Origin of the sequence: Acinetobacter soli (assembly GCF_018139125.1) — a bacterium.
In the GTDB taxonomy this organism is placed as follows: Bacteria; Pseudomonadota; Gammaproteobacteria; order Pseudomonadales; family Moraxellaceae; genus Acinetobacter; species Acinetobacter soli.
Window position 1 is genome coordinate 1,386,017 of sequence record NZ_CP073241.1, and the last position, 16,526, is coordinate 1,402,542.

The window sequence follows — 16,526 nt, forward strand, 5'->3', positions numbered from 1 at the left end:
TTTTCGGCATAGTCTAACGGATTAGCTAAAAAAGTGAATGCCTTGAATGAGGTTATCACTCAAAATGCAGACGTTAAGGTTTGTTTTAAGTACACCAGGTTTTTTAAATCAAGCGTTTATTTTTATCTTATGATCAAAGCGCGCTACACTATAGCTCCCGCTTACATAAAAAGATGTTGATGATGTTGTCTCAGCTTGATGTCAATTTAATTGTATTACTGGTATTGCTAGCCTGTGGAATTTTTAGCCAAAATACAGCTGTGACCATTGCTGTAGGCGTTTTAATTTTATTTAAACTCACTCCGCTTAATACTTTCTTCCCCTATTTACAGCAACACGGATTAAACATTGGCATTATTATTTTGACCATTGGTGTACTGACTCCAATTGCAAGCGGTCAGCTCAGTGGCGAAAGTATTTTAAAGTCCTTTTTTAGCTATAAATCTTTGCTCGCCATCGGCGTCGGCTTACTGGTGGCATGGCTAGGCGGTCGAGGCGTCAAGCTTATGAGTAGCCAGCCCGATATTATTGCAGGGTTATTAATTGGTACCATTGCAGGTGTAGCGCTGCTAAGAGGCGTTCCGGTGGGGCCACTGATTGCGGCAGGATTACTCTCATTAGTGTTGTGGAATTAATAAGGCTTGGCAGTAAAACTTGCTGCAAATACATCTATATATGACATATTGAATCATCATGGCATTATATAAAAAGCCATGATGATTCAATAAATTCTATCTAGCACTTGAGTATTTAGGCAGCATAATAATTGGTGCGTTTTTGCGAAAATTTAGCTAACTGCTTTAAAAACCCTTCAAAATAACTTTTTTCTTTTTCCTCAGTTCTAAAGCCTGCATACAAGGTACGGCGCAACCCTTGCTGTGCCACACATTCCAGACGTCGACTCGTCACCCAGCCCTTTTGCTCGTACTCATTCACCACCCAGTCTGGTAATGCCGAAATACCCCGACCACTTGCAACCAACTGAATCAGCATTTGAGTCAGATCGGTGGTACGGATTTCTTTAGGTTGAATATTTGCAGGCAGAAACAGATGCGCCATGATGTCAAGTCGATGCTTATCGACCGGATAGGTAATCAGTGTTTCCTCTGCCAAATCCTGCACAGTGACTTTTTCAGCACGCACCAGATGATGTGTATTTGACAAGACCAAACGTGACTCATATTCAAAAATAGGAAAATACTCAACCCCTTTGAGAGCAATCGGATCTGCGGTAATGAGCAAATCAAATTCGGCATTTTGCAATAGCTCATGTGGATTGGCTTCAAAGCCCGAGGCAAAATCCAGATCAACATCAGGATACTGCTGGCGATACTGATTCAGTAATGGCATCAACCAATCAAAACAACTATGACACTCAGAAGAAAAAATAATCCGACCGGTTTGTCCATGCACAATACGGGTGATATCACTTTGTGCAATCTGAATTTGCGGCAGAATATCATCTGCAAGTTTCAGCAAACGCTGCCCAACATTTGAAAAGGTGACTGGACGACTGCGCCGATTAACCACCTCGACCCCATACCAATGATCGAGTTCTTTTAATTGATGAGAAATAGCAGATGGTGTCAAACATAAATCATTTGCAGCAGCAACCAATGACCCATGCTCACGTAGTGCTAACAAAGTTTTAAGATGTCGAATTTCGAGCATGAAAATAACCTATATATGACCAACCGTAAGGGAAAACATCTTGTGAACGTTAGCTCCCGACTCAGCATCTCATCGAAATGAAACCGTTTGGATGACAAACAGACCATGATGATTCTTTAATTCTAAACAGCTAATTTTAAATGTATTTTGATTTATACATCCAGCATTATTTAATGCAATAAAATCGAACAACGCGAAGGCAATAAAAAACCGAATTATGAATAATACTCATCTTATCATGGATGGCTTGAACCGACTGCAATTCAGCAAGCGCATTTGCACGCACAATAAAGTCAATCAAACACATCATGCTTAAATTTAAGTTGATATTCGCACTAGCTTCTTGCCCGAGTTCGCTTCGCTTTTATGTTCTTTTTCCATTATAATTTTCACTGTTTTTTCTCCCATTTTGTCTTTTTATTATGTCTTTAAAACCGAACACTTCTGTTCGATCAGCCCGACAATTTTCATTATTCTGGGTCATTCTCGCTTTAGCCAGTGGGGGTTTTTGTATTGGAACCACTGAATTTGTCGCGATGGGTCTGATACAGGAAATAGCGTCTGATCTACAGATTACTGTGCCACAAGCGGGTCATTTTATTAGTGCTTACGCACTTGGAGTGGTAATTGGTGCGCCAGTCATTGCAATTTTGGGTGCACGTGTACCACGTAAAACTTTACTGCTTGGCCTGATGCTATTTTACGGCATTGCAAATGCACTGACTGCACTGGCAAAAACACCGGATATGATTTTAGTCTCGCGATTTATCGCAGGCTTTCCGCACGGCGCCTACTTTGGTGTGGGCGCTTTAGTGGCGGCAGAACTGGCAGGGCCAAATCGTCGTGCATCTGCAGTGGCGCAAATGATGATGGGCTTAACCGTTGCAACCGTACTTGGCGTACCGCTGGCAACTTGGGTAGGCCAGCAGTTTGGCTGGCGCTCAGGATTTGAATTTTCAGCGCTCATTGCCCTTGTTACCTTAGTGTCTGTTGCAGTTTTTGTACCTCAAATACAAGTCCGTAGCACGGCCAGTATACGAAGTGAGCTATCCGGTTTAAAAAATATCAACATGTGGCTGACCCTTGCAGTTGGTGCAATTGGCTTTGGCGGCATGTTTTCGGTATATAGCTATGTATCGCCAATTTTGACTGAATATACTAAAGTTAGTATTCAGATTGTGCCGATTGCCTTGGCAATCTGGGGCATCGGTATGGTGATTGGCGGCTTGGTGGCAGGTTGGCTGGCCGATAAAAATCTCAATAGAACCATTATTGGCGTTCTCATCAGTGCGTCACTGGCTTTTATTGCTGCCAGCTTCATGATGCACAACGTATACACCGCCATTGCTGGCTTGTTTATGATTGGTATTACGGTGATGGGCTTAGGTGGTGGATTACAAATGCGCCTGATGGATGTAGCCGGAGATGCACAAGGCTTGGCAGCATCGCTGAATCACTCTGCCTTCAATATAGCCAATGCACTAGGTGCCTATTTGGGTGGTTGGGTATTGAGCCATAATATGGGCTGGATTGCACCTATCTGGGTAGGATTTGTACTCAGCCTAGGTGGGCTGATTATTTTATTGATTGCCTTTGCAGTCGAGAAAAAAACCCGAGCAGTACACTGATCGGGTTTAATCATAACTGATACAACTTCAATTACGCGTAAGTCGCCAGTCGCTCTGACAGTAATTGAAAGAAGGCATCTCGGTCAATGCTACGTAAAAACTCGGCATTAGCCTTACGCCCAGTCACATTCCACCAATCGGCAACCGTTGCACCCACAGTCAGTGGGCTATCTGTTTCAATTTCAACGTTAATCCAACGGCCTGTAAATAACGCTGGATTAATCATGTAGCCAATCACACATGGATCATGTAATGGCGCACCTTCCGAGCCATATTTCTCCATATCGTAACGCTCAAAGAAGTCAGTCCATGCTGCAACAGCCGGCCCAACCTTATTGTTCATTTTACGCAGACCATCCACCCAATCTTTTGAGGTTAATGCCTGATGAGTCACATCTAATGGAATGACGGTAAGTGGAATGCCCGCTGCAAACACAACTTTTGCTGCATCAGGATCGACAAACATATTAAATTCAGCTGATGGTGTAATATTTCCGCCTTCAAAGAAACCACCACCCATGAGTACAATGCGCTCAATACGCGTGGCGATATCAGGGGCTTTGAGCAGTGCCTGAGCCGTGTTGGTCATTGGGCCTAACGAGCAAATCGTAATCGATTTTTCTGGTGCACGGCGAAAGGTTTCAATTAGAAAGTCGACTGAATGCTCAGGACGAAGCGGCATTTTCGGTTCAGGTAATTCAATTCCATCTAAACCCGTTTTGCCATGCACATTTTCTGCAGTAATTAATGGACGTTTGAGCGGACGATCACATCCTGCAAATACAGGAATGTCTGGACGACCAGCCAATTCACACACTTTTCTGGCATTTACGCTGGTCAAACTTAAAGGTACATTTCCAGCAACTGTCGTGATTGCCAAAACATCAAGTTCCGGGCTGGCCAGCGCCAGTAAGATCGCAACTGCATCGTCTTGCCCTGGATCTGTATCAATAATAATTTGACGAGGTGTATTAGTCATTCCACTACCTTTTTTTAAAAAACAGCCTGAACTCGTGCTCAAGCCAAAACGCAATATATAAATCGATCTAAACGTTATAGCAAAATTTTGCCATCTTGGATTACTTTGAGTTCGCGCATTCGCTCTGCATGATATTCACCGGCGGTATAGCGTGACGAGAGCACCACATCACCGCGTGGTTGTAAAAAGAATGGCATCGAAATTCGTTCTTGCTGTGCATCTTGATCTTTGAATTTCACCACACGATGGGTGGTCGACGGGTAAAAGAACTGGGACGCTTCTTGAAGCATATCGCCAATATTAATAACCAGTGAATTCGGCTCGACAGGCACATCGTACCACTCACCTGCTGCATTTTTTACCTGAAGCCCCGGTGCTGTCGCAGCGGGCAAAATGGTAATGAGATTAATATCTTCATGCGCAGCAGCACGAACATAATCTTGATCTGTCGCTACAGGTGTATAACGTAATACACGCAATAAACCCTCCGCACCCTCAATCATACTGGGCAACGGCTCACTATAGGCAGCGCGAATATGCTCGGGTGTAAACTCTTGAATCCATTGTAAAAGATGTTTAGCCAAGCCGAATGCTTGTTGATAATAATTTAAACTCAGCGCTGATAATTCGGAAGGAAATACACCAGAAGGGAAAATATGAAAAAATTCTTTTAAATCTTTGACCGTTTCACCTTTGGCTGTTTCGGATAAGTCGGTTGGAAAAAATCCGCCTTTTTGTTCGGGACGAACACGGTAATTGTTTTTATACTCAGATTTAAAAAATGTCAGCCACTCGGTGTAGATCGACTGGATTAATGACCAGTCCAGCGGATGATTGATAATCACGGCAAAACCAGTTTCACGTAACGACTGTGCAAATGCAGCCCCTGCTTCGGGATGCGTATAATCAATGGTTGCAATGTGCATAAGAACTCCATGTTATTGTGTTTATGGAAGCAAAAAATAAGCCGTATTTATAGAATGAAATACGGCTATTTTTGTCAGTATTTGGTCAAAACTGAATGCATTAAAACTATCTGCGACAACGCAATTAGAGCGCGAAGCCTAGACAAATACCGGCAATTGTCGCGCTCATCAAGTTTGATAAAGTTGCGGCCAACAACGCACGGATGGCAAGTTTAGATAATACGGGCGTCAGTTTTGGTTCTACCATACCAAAAGCACCGAGTACTACACCAATCGAGCTGAAGTTGGCAAAACCACACAACCCAAAAGAAATAATGGCTGCGGTATGTGCCGAAATGGTTTGATCTGCCAGATGCGGCGCTAAGTTTAGGTAAGCAACAAACTCATTGATGACCAGCTTTTGCCCAAGCAAAGAACCTGCTAACTGCGCTTCATTCCAGTCCACGCCCATCACATAAGCTAAAGGAGAAAGGACATAACCAAAAATGGCATCTAGACTCAAGCCTGAATAGCCAAACCATCCACCCACGAAACCGAAGATACCGTTCACCAGACTGAGCAGGCCAACAAAAACCATAATCACGGTTCCGACACCTGCTGCAATTTTAAGCCCCATCATGGCGCCATTCGCAGCGGCCTCAATGATATTGGATGGACGTTGTTCACCAAATTCAAGATCCGATACTTCAACAGTTGAAGGCTCAGTGGCTGGACTCAATAAACGTGCAAACAGAATACCGCCAGGAATCGCCATCAGCGAAGCCGCCAATAAGTATTCCATGGGTACGCCTAATCCGGCATAGCCAACCAATACCGAACCAGAAACAGCAGCCATACCACTACACATGACGGTAAACAGTTCATTTTTATTCATACGTAGCAAAAATGGACGCAACGCGGCTGGTAATTCGTTTTGACCAATAAAGATGGTCGTCACCGCAGCAAAGGACTCAACCTTACTGATACCCAGCGCTTTTTGAAACAAACCACCCAGTACTTTAATAAATACCGTCATGATTTTTAAATAATACAAAATCGAAATTAGGGCAGTAACAAAAATAATGGTTGGCAGTACTTTCAGTGCAAAGATAAAACCTGCGCCATTAAATACCGTGTTCATCTGATCGCCGACCAAGGCACCGAACAAGAAAGCGCTACCTGAATCTGCATAACCAATCACATGGTTTACGCCATTGGCAAGCTGTTCAAAAATGTATTTTCCTAATGGAACATACAAAATGATAATTCCAAGCAGGAACTGCAAGCCCAAAGCCGGTAAAATCGTTCTCACTTTAATCATGCTTCGGTTATTGGAAAAAATATATCCAATCAACAAAAGAATAAAAATACCGATCAATCCACGATATTCAAACATTTTCATCTCCGTAACCTGAGCACACCCCATTCCAGCAACTCATGTCAACATCGTGGTACCTGCTGTATAAACAAACCAAGATGTCGTTACTGATCGCCCTGTACTCGAATTACCTTATCGCGCCATTCAGTGATGCTTCATAATCACTGATTTGTAAAATGAGGAATTGGAGACAATACAAAGATCATGCCATCTCAAAAAACAGCATGAATCTGAAAATTATCTTACCAATCATGATTTTGCCAGCTTTATACAAGGGGCAAATAATGCAAAAAGCCTAAAAATAAGCATTTGTTTTTAAACAAATATTTAATTGGGCTATTTATCGGGCGGTAAATTTAACAAAATTTTGCAGAGATTTCGAATGTTTTTTTTAGACTGCCCGATCAATTTTGATCAAATTAAAAAGCAGTATCGCATTTTTTTATTTTTTTCTTTTTATAATCGTGACTTAATTATATCAAACTCATAATAAAAATTTATAGCATTACAAAATTCTGCTTATGAATACCAGTGATGGTCTAAGACGTTGCCTTTTTTGAACTAACGGTAAAAAAACAGTGCGTATTGAATCGTTTTAATACATTTAATTTTATGAACTTAGTGAAATACAGCAATGAGATTCAAAAAAAAACAAGCACGGAATGTGCTTGTTTTATGGAGAATTCATTTGTTATGCCGCCTTTGGATAGGTAATCACTTTACCCTGTGCCAGATGCGCAATTGCGTTACTGTTAAAATCGATAGTTAAAATATGGTTGTCATGGCTGATATGGTAAGCTTTCACCAATGGTTCATTTCCATTATTGGTTTCAATCACGTATTCGTCCACGATATTGAGAATACCTTCTAAGTTGGTACTGCTCGAAGCGAAGTCATGATCAAAGAGATCATAAATCGTATTTAGGTTGAAGGTTTCTTGCACATGATTTGGATGATGCTTGATGTAGTTTTCTAGGAACAAAACAAGTTTGTGTGCAAAGAAATAGTAGTTCGGCTTATGAGTATAATGCAGATTCATCTCTGACTCCTTCAACAGTCTAGAATATCATTGTTTGTATGCCACTCATTCGTTTTAGGATTTCTATCTTAAATTAGTCTTAAAACACCTCCTTATGCATATCATTCTCACAATACGATAACATTATTAATTTTTGTTACTTTGCTTAAAAAAGCTGAATAACTAATCAGCAATATGGGCCACTTTTTTTAAGCGCTTGTTTGTTAAATTATACATCGCTTAAAATTAAAGGCATAATACGCCGCTTTTTAAATTTAGAGTTTCTAATGAGTTCAACCCGTCCTTTGCTTACTGTAATTGGCAGCATCAATGTTGACCATATCCTTTCTCTTGAACACTTCCCTCATCCGGGACAAACCCTGAATGGTCAGGAGTATCAGGTCGCGTTTGGTGGCAAAGGTGCAAATCAGGCAGTAGCAGCAGGCCGAAGTGGCGCCAATACCAGTTTTATTGCCTGTGTAGGTGGCGATGCCGTGGGCGAACAAATTCGTCACCAGCTCATCAAAGACCACATTGATACTCAAGCCGTACGTGCCGTTGAAGGTTTCACCACAGGTGTCGCACTAATTTTTGTTAATCAGCATGCAGAGAATTTTATTGGTATTCATGCCGGTGCCAATGCTGCGCTTGATATTGCATATATCGATCAGCATGCAGAGCTAATTCAACGCTCAAGCGCAATTCTTTTACAGCTTGAAACACCGTTGGCGACTATCTTGCACGCTGCAAAGCTTGCCAAAGCTGCTGGCGTAAAAGTGATTTTAAATCCGGCGCCAGCTTGTGAGTTGCCAGAAGAATTACTACGTTTGGTCGATATTATTACGCCCAACGAAACTGAAGCTTTGAGCCTTACTAATGTGATTGTGCATGATGATCACGACGCTGCCGAAGCGGCAAATGTGTTGCATCAAAAAGGCATTAAAACTGTAGTCATTACTATGGGCTCTCGTGGTGTTTGGCTGAGTGAATACGGTCAGGGCAAACTGATTGAAGGGTTTAAAGTAAATGCAATCGATACCATTGCCGCAGGCGATACCTTTAACGGTGCATTTGTGACGGCGCTTCTTGAAGGAAAAACCGCACAAGACGCTGCACGCTTTGCCAATGCAGCCGCCGCAATTGCCGTTACCCGATCTGGTGCCCAGCCGTCTGTGCCATGGCGTCAAGAAATTGATGACTTTTTGGCATCTCGATAAATGTATTTTGCATAAAAAAACGCAGATATTTCTGCGTTTTTTTATGCTTATTTTACTATTTCAGCGCGTGAAGCAAGCCTATTGAAAAGCACCCTTCTTTTCAATAGGCTCGCTGCACATCAAAATCACTACCCATATGACTTTGATTGAATAAAAACATCTTAACTTGAACGCTCTCAAAAATTTTACCGAATATTCAATTTTTTTTAGTTTTAACAGCATAAAATTTATGTATATTGAAAATATACAGCATAATTTTCTTTGGTTTAAATTTTGAACAGCACAGAATACACATTAGACCGTACAGATCGGAAAATTTTATCTGCCCTTCGGGGTAATGGCCGACTTACGATTGCACAACTCTCCGAAGAGGTCGGTTTATCATCCTCACCTTGCTGGACACGATTAAAGCGGCTTGAATCACTTAAAATTATCGATGGTTATACTGCTAACATTAATCCTAAAGCCATTGGAATTAATGAATTATTTTTTATTGAAATTACACTCGAACGGCATGACGATGAAATGCTCGAAAACTTTAGCGAAGCACTTGCAGAAATTCCAGAAGTGATTGAGGCGCATTTGGTTACAGGAGAATATGATTATCTTGTAAAAGTTGCGGTGAAGGATTCAGAACACTATGAGCGGTTTTTAAGAAAGAAACTTTATTCCATTAAAGGAATTCGGCATACACGTTCGACTTTTGCACTACGCCCATTAAAATTGGCGCATACCGCAGATTTTATGCTGATTGAATAATGTTGAAGATAGTTGCTGCAACTGACAGCTAAATATGATTTAATACGCGCAGTTTGAGATGAGCCTCATACAGTATATGACTCGATTCGTATACGACTAGCCCCGCTAATATGCGGGGCTTTTTATTTGCATAATAAAAGATACCATAAAAAAAGGGGCTGATTTCTCAGCCCCTTTTTACTCATTTAAACTCAATCATCAATCGATTAAGTTAACTGAGCCGCAGCAATTTTCTTGGTATCTACTTGATCAGCAGCATTGGTATATTCGCCCATTTGGTCGAAATTCAAATACTTGTAGATATCGGCAGACATACTGTCGATTTGTGCTGCATATTGTTGGTACTCTTCTGGCGTTGGTAATTTACCAAGTACAGCAGCAACAGATGCAAGCTCGGCAGATGCCAAGTATACGTTAGAGCCTTGACCCAAACGGTTCGGGAAGTTACGTGTAGAAGTCGATACAACTGTAGTATTTGGTGCAACACGTGCTTGGTTACCCATACATAATGAGCAACCCGGCATTTCAGTACGCGCACCAGCACGACCATAGGTATTGTAAAAACCTTCTTCCATTAACTGGTGTTCGTCCATACGTGTTGGTGGTGCCAACCATAAACGAGTTGTTAATGAACCACTTGGTACTTTCTCAAGTAACTGACCCGCTGCACGGAAGTGGCCAATGTTGGTCATACAAGAACCGATGAACACTTCATCAATTTTGTCGCCTTGAACGTCAGAAAGAAGTTTCGCATCGTCTGGGTCGTTCGGGCAGCAAAGAATCGGCTCTTTGATGTCTGCAAGATCAATTTCATACACTTTGGTGTATTCAGCATCCGCATCCGCTTTAAGAAGTGATGGATTAGCCAACCATTTTTCCATGTTTTCAACACGGCGCGCCATTGTACGTGCATCGCCATAACCTTGTGAAATCATCCACTTCAACATGGTAATATTTGAACGCAAGTATTCAGCTACTTTCTCTTCAGAAAGCGTGATTGCACAACCCGCTGCCGAACGTTCAGCAGACGCATCAGACAATTCAAATGCTTGCTCAACGGTCAAGTCAGTTTCCATTTCCGACAAGTCGATTTCTAAGATACGACCAGAGAAAATGTTTTTCTTACCTTTCTTCTCTACCGTTAAATCGCCTTCTTTGATTGCGTAGTAAGGAATTGCATGTACAAGGTCACGTAGCGTGATACCAGGCTGCATTTTACCTTTAAACTTCACAAGTACAGATTCAGGCATATCGAGTGGCATAACACCAGTCGCCGCCGCGAACGCAACAAGGCCAGAACCTGCTGGGAACGAAATACCAATTGGGAAACGTGTATGTGAGTCACCACCAGTACCGACTGTATCTGGAAGCAACATACGGTTTAACCAAGAGTGAATAATACCGTCACCTGGACGAAGCGACACACCACCACGGTTCATGATGAAGTCTGGCAATGTGTGTTGCATTTGTACGTCGACTGGCTTTGGATAAGCAGCAGTGTGACAGAACGATTGCATAACTAAGTCAGCAGAGAAGCCCAAGCAAGCCAAATCTTTTAACTCGTCACGTGTCATTGGACCAGTGGTATCTTGAGAACCAACAGTCGTCATCTTAGGTTCACAGTAAGTACCCGGAATAACACCTTGACCTTCTGGAAGACCACAAGCGCGACCCACCATTTTCTGAGCCAAAGTAAAACCTTTGCCTGTTGCAGCAGGTTGTACTGGCGTACGGAATAATGTAGATGGCTCAAGACCTAAAGCTTCACGCGCTTTCGCAGTTAAACCACGACCTACGATCAAGTTAATACGACCACCCGCACGTACTTCGTCTAGAAGTACTGGCGTTTTAAGTTCAGATTCAGCAATTTGCTCGCCGTTTTTGAACGCAGTGACTTTCGCTGCTGCATGATCAATCTTCAGAACGATTTCGTCGCCCATGTTCATGTTGGCAACATCAATCTCTACAGGTAATGCACCAGCATCTTCCATGGTATTGAAGAAAATCGGCGCGATTTTAGAACCTAAGCAGTAACCACCGTCTTTCTTGTTTGGAATGTGCGCGATTTCGTCACCGAAGAACCAAAGCACAGAGTTTGTTGCAGATTTACGAGATGAACCTGTACCCACAACATCACCAACATAAGCAACTTGATTGCCTTTCGCAATAAGTTCTTTAATTTGGCTTAGTGGACCAATTTCACCTTGTTTTTCAGGGTTAATACCATCACGCTCGTTTTTCAACATTGCATTTGCGTGTAATGGGATATCCGGACGGCTCCAAGCATCTTGCGCTGGAGACAAGTCGTCAGTGTTGGTTTCACCCGTCACTTTAAATACGGTTAATTTGATTTCTTCTGGTACGTCTTTGCGGCTGGTAAACCACTCAGCATCTGCCCAAGACTGCAAAACTGCTTTCGCGTTAGTATTACCCGCTTTTGCTTTGTCTGCCACATCATGGAATGCATCAAATACAAGAAGTGTTTTTTTCAGTGCATCTGCTGCTAAAGCACCGAGTTGGGCATCATCCAGTAGCTCAACCAATGGTGCAACGTTGTAACCACCAAGCATGGTGCCAAGTAAATACACTGCACGTTCTTTCGAAACGAGTGGAGAGGTCGCTTCGCCTTTTGCCAAGGCTGCCAAGAAAGCAGCTTTAACATATGCCGCTTGGTCGACACCTGCTGGAACACGATTTTCAAGCAAGTCGACGAGGAATGCTTCTTCACCTGCTGGCGGGTTTTTAAGTAATTCGACTAAGTCAGCAGTTTGAGCATCATCAAGTGGCTTCGGTGGTACACCGAGTGCGGCACGCTCTTCAACGTGTTGGCGGTAAGCTTCTAGCACAGTGTTATTCCTCTTTTTAAAAATTTACTTGTGAATTCCTGCTTATTAAAGCTTCACAAGTAATATGGACAGCAAAATTTTACTAAAAATCAAGTGAAAAGTTAATGCAAGGACCGTATTTCTCCGTGATTCTCGTTATTTTATAGCGAAATAGTAGTACACCCTAAACAGCGCTAAAAACCATTCAAAATACCTGTAGTTCTTGCAATTGCTTCCTGATTTTTTGCTCCCTTTTGCATTCATCAAAATGCAGATGCATCATGCATGATTTAATCATGAAATGCGATATCCACCTTGCAGATCCTTTAAAAGAAATCATCTATTTATCTACACGAGTGTGCCAATAAAAAGAGAGAATTTTTAGCAAACACAATGTCAAATATGAGGAAAGCCGTATTAGACATGATGCAATAATCAAAATTGTTTTAAACTGTAGAATTGTCAGGCCCAGTGATCTGAATTAATCAGAATTCCAATCGATCATGTGATTGCTTTATTTTATTCAAAGACGATTCGCCAACATGGGCGAATCAATCATATGGCATTATTTTATAAAGTAATTAAGCTTATCTCTTAAAATTAGAACTGCTTGTAATTTGGCACTTTATCGTGTGGGGTTACCAAACATTTTTGCATCAATTCAGTTCGGATCTGCTCACGGATTGCATCTGGCTTATCCGTCACTTGCTGTTGTGGCAGTGCATACACCTGTTCAACAATACTTAAAATAAAAGTTTTGGTGAACGGCTCTTCAATTTTATTGGCATGTTCAACCGCTTGTGTTTTCTGAATGCCATTTTGACGATCGAGCAAAATTGAACGCGCCGCATTGCCCATGCTGGTACAGTAGCCATGCCACTGTTCTTCAGGGGTAAGTGGTTTTTTTTCGCCACAGCCAACCAGTGCAACCAAGACAGTCAACGGTAGAAATTTTTTCATGAACGCTCTCCTTTGCAAATCATGATACTGAAATTTAGTTATTTTCCCAACTAGAACTTGGTTAAGTTTTTCATAGCGATACGATCAATTTTCTAGCGCATTTTTTTAATGAGCGTTAAAAGCTCATCCATGACCTCGTCTGTATTGTCATCTAACACCGCACGGCGCACACAGCCTTTAACGTGATCGTCAAGTAATTGCCTAGACACTGCGTCAAGCGCAGATCGAATGGCAGAAATTTGAGTGATGATATCGACACAATAACGATCATTTTCAATCATTTGGCTGACGCCATTGACTTGCCCCTGTACTCGACTCAATCGATTCAGCAATGCTTTTTTATGCGGTTGAATCACCTGCTTCGGACTTTGGCCAGTTTGAGTTTCAGATGTCTCACATTGCATACAAGCTGAAGGCTGAGTACTTGAATCAGCCTCTGATGTGTTGTGCTTCGAGGTGCCGGATTGAGGTTTTGACATATTGAGAGTCCTTCACAAATATACCCCATTGGGGTATTATTGATTTTATTTTACAGGAAATTAAAATGTCAGTACATACACATCAAGTGCGTCACTTTAATCTTCCTGTTCACGGTATGTCGTGTACAGCTTGTGCCATGCGGATTGAAAAAGTCCTGAATCGCTTACCAGATGTTCACGCCGAGGTCAGCTTCGCCAATGAGCGTGCACAAGTACGTTTGCAAGGCAGCGCCAGTTCGATAGAAGACGTGATTCAGGGGATTCAAAAGGCGGGTTTTGCCCTTCATGAAAACACGCTTGAATTAAACATTGAGGGCATGAGTTGTACGGCTTGCAGCCAACGTATCGAGAAAGTTCTCAAACGCCAGCCAATATTGGATGCTCAGGTTAATTTTGCCACCGAAACGGCATCTGTGCGTTATGTAGAGGGCTTGATTACGCCACAAGAGATTATCTCGACCATTGAGAAAGCAGGATTTACAGCTCAGCAAAAAAAGACAGATGTTGACACCGAAAGTGCCAATCGATCTGCCCAGTTTAAACAACAAAAATGGCTATTTTTAACTGCTGCTTTATTTACTCTTCCGTTATTCATTGAAATGCTGGCGATGATGCTGGGCTACCATGAAATTATTCCGCGAGGTATACAGTGGCTACTGGCTACTCCCGTACAGTTTTGGTGTGGTCGTTTTTTTTATAAACATGCCTTGAATGCAGTACGAGGCGGTTCTGCCAATATGGATGTATTGGTGGTTTTAGGTACCAGTGCCGCGTATTTGTTTAGTAGTGTTGTTTTGTTTTTCAACTTATCAGAGCATGTCTATTTCGAAGCCAGTGCCAGTATTATTACCCTTGTGTTATTAGGTAAATTACTTGAAGCACGTGCCAAAGCCAAAACTGGAGCAGCCATTGAGCGGCTGTTAAATTTACAGCCAAAACAGGCACATCAAGAGATCAATGGTCAAATTATTGATGTGGAAGTCGATCAGCTTGCGCTTAATGATATTTTTATTGTTCGTGCTGGAGAAAGCATTCCGGTAGATGGAATAATTATTGAGGGCAATTCTGAAGTAAATGAAGCAATGCTCACGGGTGAAAGCATGCCGGTTTCCAAGCAGCCCGATGATTCACTTTTTGCCGGAACAGTAAACCACCACGGCGTACTGAAAGTTCGTGCAACTGGTATTGGTCAACACACCATGATTGCCCGAATTGTGCACATGGTGGAGCAGGCTCAAGGTTCAAAAGCAGAAATCCAGCGCCTTGCCGATCAAATTTCTTCAATTTTTGTTCCTGCTGTTCTTACTATCAGTGTACTCACCTTTGGCTTTACATGGTGGTTTACAGATACATTTACAACCAGTCTGATCAGTGCAGTTGCTGTTTTGGTGATTGCCTGCCCTTGCGCACTCGGACTCGCAACACCCACAGCGATTATGGTGGGCACAGGCCGCGGGGCGCAATCAGGTATCTTGTTTCGTAATGCACAGGCACTTGAGCATGCTCAGCGCATCACCACGCTCGTGCTCGATAAAACAGGTACACTCACGCAAGGTACGCCAGTGGTCGCCAGCACCACCATACAAGCGTCTATTACAACCAAAGTGTTTTGGTCAGTTATCAGCGCGCTTGAAAGCCATTCCGAACATCCAATTGCTCGCGCATTGGTTGATCATGCCCAGCAGCTGAATATCGAATCAAATCCTGTGCAAAATATTGAAATTTTACCGGGTCACGGTATCCAAGCTGAACTTGATTCACAGCGTGTTCTACTCGGATCGCCTCGCTTATTAGCTCATCATGATGTTCAGCTTGATCAAGCATTGATCGAAAAATTTGAAGCGCAAGGGCAAACTGTAATTGGTCTTGCCATAAACGGCCAGATTCAGGGGTATGTCGGATTACACGATTCAATTCGTCCAGATGCAAGATCAACAATTGCCGCACTGAAGGCCCGTGGTATTGACGTCATTATGCTGACTGGTGATACCGCACGTGTTGCACAAGTGGTTGCTGAACAACTTGAGATTCAACATTATATCGCAGGCGTTTTACCTCAAGATAAACTCAGTGAAATCGAGCGTTTGAAGCGACAAGGTAAATGGATTGCAATGGTTGGTGACGGAATTAATGACGCACCAGCACTTGCTACAGCAGATGTTGCTTTTGCAATTGGTGCAGGTTCAGAGATTGCAATTGAAGCGGCCGATGTGGTGCTGATGCGCAATCAACTCAGCGGCTTGATTCACGCAATTGACTTGTCTCAAGCCACCTTATCTAAGGTTAAACAGAATCTTTTCTTTGCCTTTATTTACAACTCGCTTGGTATTCCTCTGGCAGCACTGGGTTTACTAAATCCAGTGCTGGCAGGCGCTGCGATGGCACTCAGTTCGGTTTCGGTATTATCGAATTCTCTGCTTTTGCGTCGCTGGAAACCACGCCCTTTTTCTTCGGAGTGAAGTGATCATGTCGCATTATATTTTTCATGTTGAAGGAATGTCCTGTGGTGGATGTTCAAGTAAGATCAAGTCTGCTCTCTCTGCACTTGAGCACGTTCAAAATGTTGAGGTCGATCTCGATTCGGCCGAAGTTAAGGTGTATAGCGATGCTGCACAAGAACTCAATCGAGATACCCTTGTAAGTACAATAGAAGACTTGGGTTTTGATGTGGTGAGCTAAATGCATCTCAATAAAAAAGGGCAATCGA

Annotated in this window: 14 protein-coding genes; 6 read left to right on the forward strand and 8 right to left on the reverse strand. The window is 42.5% G+C overall.

Annotated features, from left to right (window positions below; all coding sequences use genetic code 11):
- Positions 1 to 182: 182 nt before the first annotated feature.
- The gene (locus tag KCV09_RS06380; RefSeq protein WP_004948191.1) at positions 183 to 635 is read left to right on the forward strand and encodes a DUF441 domain-containing protein; all 453 of its coding nucleotides are present in this window, start codon (positions 183 to 185) and stop codon (positions 633 to 635) included.
- 115 nt (positions 636 to 750) lie between these two features.
- On the opposite strand, the gene KCV09_RS06385 is transcribed toward KCV09_RS06380, so the two are convergent.
- Entirely contained in the window at positions 751 to 1,671 is a 921-nt protein-coding gene (locus tag KCV09_RS06385; protein ID WP_212515694.1) for a LysR family transcriptional regulator, read from the reverse strand.
- Positions 1,672 to 2,093: 422 nt separating this feature from the next.
- On the opposite strand from KCV09_RS06385, the gene KCV09_RS06390 reads away from it, so the two are divergent.
- A complete protein-coding gene (locus tag KCV09_RS06390; RefSeq protein WP_004938790.1) occupies positions 2,094 to 3,299 on the forward strand; it encodes an MFS transporter in 1,206 nt (401 codons plus the stop codon).
- Positions 3,300 to 3,330: 31 nt separating this feature from the next.
- On the opposite strand, the gene KCV09_RS06395 is transcribed toward KCV09_RS06390, so the two are convergent.
- From KCV09_RS06395 to KCV09_RS06410, 4 genes are all read right to left on the reverse strand, one after another.
- On the reverse strand, positions 3,331 to 4,278 hold the full coding sequence (locus tag KCV09_RS06395) for a nucleoside hydrolase (RefSeq protein WP_151815889.1): 948 nt from the start codon (positions 4,276 to 4,278) through the stop codon (positions 3,331 to 3,333).
- A gap of 74 nt (positions 4,279 to 4,352) precedes the next feature.
- Positions 4,353 to 5,204: a 2OG-Fe(II) oxygenase family protein gene (locus KCV09_RS06400; protein WP_004938797.1), complete on the reverse strand. Its 852-nt coding sequence runs from the start codon at positions 5,202 to 5,204 to the stop codon at positions 4,353 to 4,355.
- Between the two features lie 124 nt (positions 5,205 to 5,328).
- The gene (locus KCV09_RS06405) at positions 5,329 to 6,579 is read right to left on the reverse strand and encodes a NupC/NupG family nucleoside CNT transporter (protein ID WP_004938801.1); all 1,251 of its coding nucleotides are present in this window, start codon (positions 6,577 to 6,579) and stop codon (positions 5,329 to 5,331) included.
- 673 nt (positions 6,580 to 7,252) lie between these two features.
- The gene (locus tag KCV09_RS06410) at positions 7,253 to 7,600 is read right to left on the reverse strand and encodes a hypothetical protein (protein WP_055414805.1); all 348 of its coding nucleotides are present in this window, start codon (positions 7,598 to 7,600) and stop codon (positions 7,253 to 7,255) included.
- 266 nt (positions 7,601 to 7,866) lie between these two features.
- On the opposite strand from KCV09_RS06410, the gene rbsK reads away from it, so the two are divergent.
- Positions 7,867 to 8,796 carry a ribokinase gene (rbsK, locus tag KCV09_RS06415; protein ID WP_004938810.1) on the forward strand — a complete coding sequence of 310 codons (930 nt, stop codon included), beginning with the start codon at positions 7,867 to 7,869 and terminating at the stop codon, positions 8,794 to 8,796.
- A 273-nt stretch (positions 8,797 to 9,069) separates the two neighbouring features.
- Positions 9,070 to 9,555: an Lrp/AsnC family transcriptional regulator gene (locus tag KCV09_RS06420; RefSeq protein ID WP_004938816.1), complete on the forward strand. Its 486-nt coding sequence runs from the start codon at positions 9,070 to 9,072 to the stop codon at positions 9,553 to 9,555.
- A 206-nt stretch (positions 9,556 to 9,761) separates the two neighbouring features.
- Here KCV09_RS06420 and KCV09_RS06425 read toward each other — a convergent pair whose 3' ends face one another.
- The 3 genes from KCV09_RS06425 to KCV09_RS06435 all read right to left on the reverse strand — a co-directional run bounded on the left by KCV09_RS06425 (position 9,762) and on the right by KCV09_RS06435 (position 13,819).
- The gene (locus tag KCV09_RS06425; RefSeq protein ID WP_004938822.1) at positions 9,762 to 12,401 is read right to left on the reverse strand and encodes a bifunctional aconitate hydratase 2/2-methylisocitrate dehydratase; all 2,640 of its coding nucleotides are present in this window, start codon (positions 12,399 to 12,401) and stop codon (positions 9,762 to 9,764) included.
- A gap of 579 nt (positions 12,402 to 12,980) precedes the next feature.
- Positions 12,981 to 13,340 carry a hypothetical protein gene (locus tag KCV09_RS06430; RefSeq protein ID WP_212515695.1) on the reverse strand — a complete coding sequence of 120 codons (360 nt, stop codon included), beginning with the start codon at positions 13,338 to 13,340 and terminating at the stop codon, positions 12,981 to 12,983.
- 92 nt (positions 13,341 to 13,432) lie between these two features.
- The gene (locus KCV09_RS06435) at positions 13,433 to 13,819 is read right to left on the reverse strand and encodes a metal-sensitive transcriptional regulator (protein WP_004948210.1); all 387 of its coding nucleotides are present in this window, start codon (positions 13,817 to 13,819) and stop codon (positions 13,433 to 13,435) included.
- 65 nt (positions 13,820 to 13,884) lie between these two features.
- On the opposite strand from KCV09_RS06435, the gene KCV09_RS06440 reads away from it, so the two are divergent.
- Both KCV09_RS06440 and KCV09_RS06445 read left to right on the forward strand, forming a co-directional pair.
- A complete protein-coding gene (locus tag KCV09_RS06440) occupies positions 13,885 to 16,278 on the forward strand; it encodes a heavy metal translocating P-type ATPase (RefSeq protein ID WP_212515696.1) in 2,394 nt (797 codons plus the stop codon).
- Between the two features lie 7 nt (positions 16,279 to 16,285).
- Positions 16,286 to 16,498, forward strand: a complete 213-nt coding sequence (locus tag KCV09_RS06445) for a heavy-metal-associated domain-containing protein (protein ID WP_151815569.1) — start codon at positions 16,286 to 16,288, stop codon at positions 16,496 to 16,498.
- Positions 16,499 to 16,526 lie beyond the last annotated feature (28 nt).

Bases quoted from the DNA above. Each gene is read 5' to 3' on its own strand.
- KCV09_RS06410 (WP_055414805.1), bottom strand. From the start codon at position 7,600: ATGAATCTGCATTATACTCATAAGCCGAACTACTATTTCTTTGCACAC.
- KCV09_RS06400 (WP_004938797.1), bottom strand. From the start codon at position 5,204: ATGCACATTGCAACCATTGATTATACGCATCCCGAAGCAGGGGCTGCA.
- KCV09_RS06430 (WP_212515695.1), bottom strand. From the start codon at position 13,340: ATGAAAAAATTTCTACCGTTGACTGTCTTGGTTGCACTGGTTGGCTGT.
- KCV09_RS06445 (WP_151815569.1), top strand. From the start codon at position 16,286: ATGTCGCATTATATTTTTCATGTTGAAGGAATGTCCTGTGGTGGATGT.
- KCV09_RS06385 (WP_212515694.1), bottom strand. From the start codon at position 1,671: ATGCTCGAAATTCGACATCTTAAAACTTTGTTAGCACTACGTGAGCAT.
- KCV09_RS06405 (WP_004938801.1), bottom strand. From the start codon at position 6,579: ATGTTTGAATATCGTGGATTGATCGGTATTTTTATTCTTTTGTTGATT.
- rbsK (WP_004938810.1), top strand. From the start codon at position 7,867: ATGAGTTCAACCCGTCCTTTGCTTACTGTAATTGGCAGCATCAATGTT.
- KCV09_RS06435 (WP_004948210.1), bottom strand. From the start codon at position 13,819: ATGTCAAAACCTCAATCCGGCACCTCGAAGCACAACACATCAGAGGCT.
- KCV09_RS06390 (WP_004938790.1), top strand. From the start codon at position 2,094: ATGTCTTTAAAACCGAACACTTCTGTTCGATCAGCCCGACAATTTTCA.
- KCV09_RS06440 (WP_212515696.1), top strand. From the start codon at position 13,885: ATGTCAGTACATACACATCAAGTGCGTCACTTTAATCTTCCTGTTCAC.
- KCV09_RS06380 (WP_004948191.1), top strand. From the start codon at position 183: ATGTTGTCTCAGCTTGATGTCAATTTAATTGTATTACTGGTATTGCTA.
- KCV09_RS06395 (WP_151815889.1), bottom strand. From the start codon at position 4,278: ATGACTAATACACCTCGTCAAATTATTATTGATACAGATCCAGGGCAA.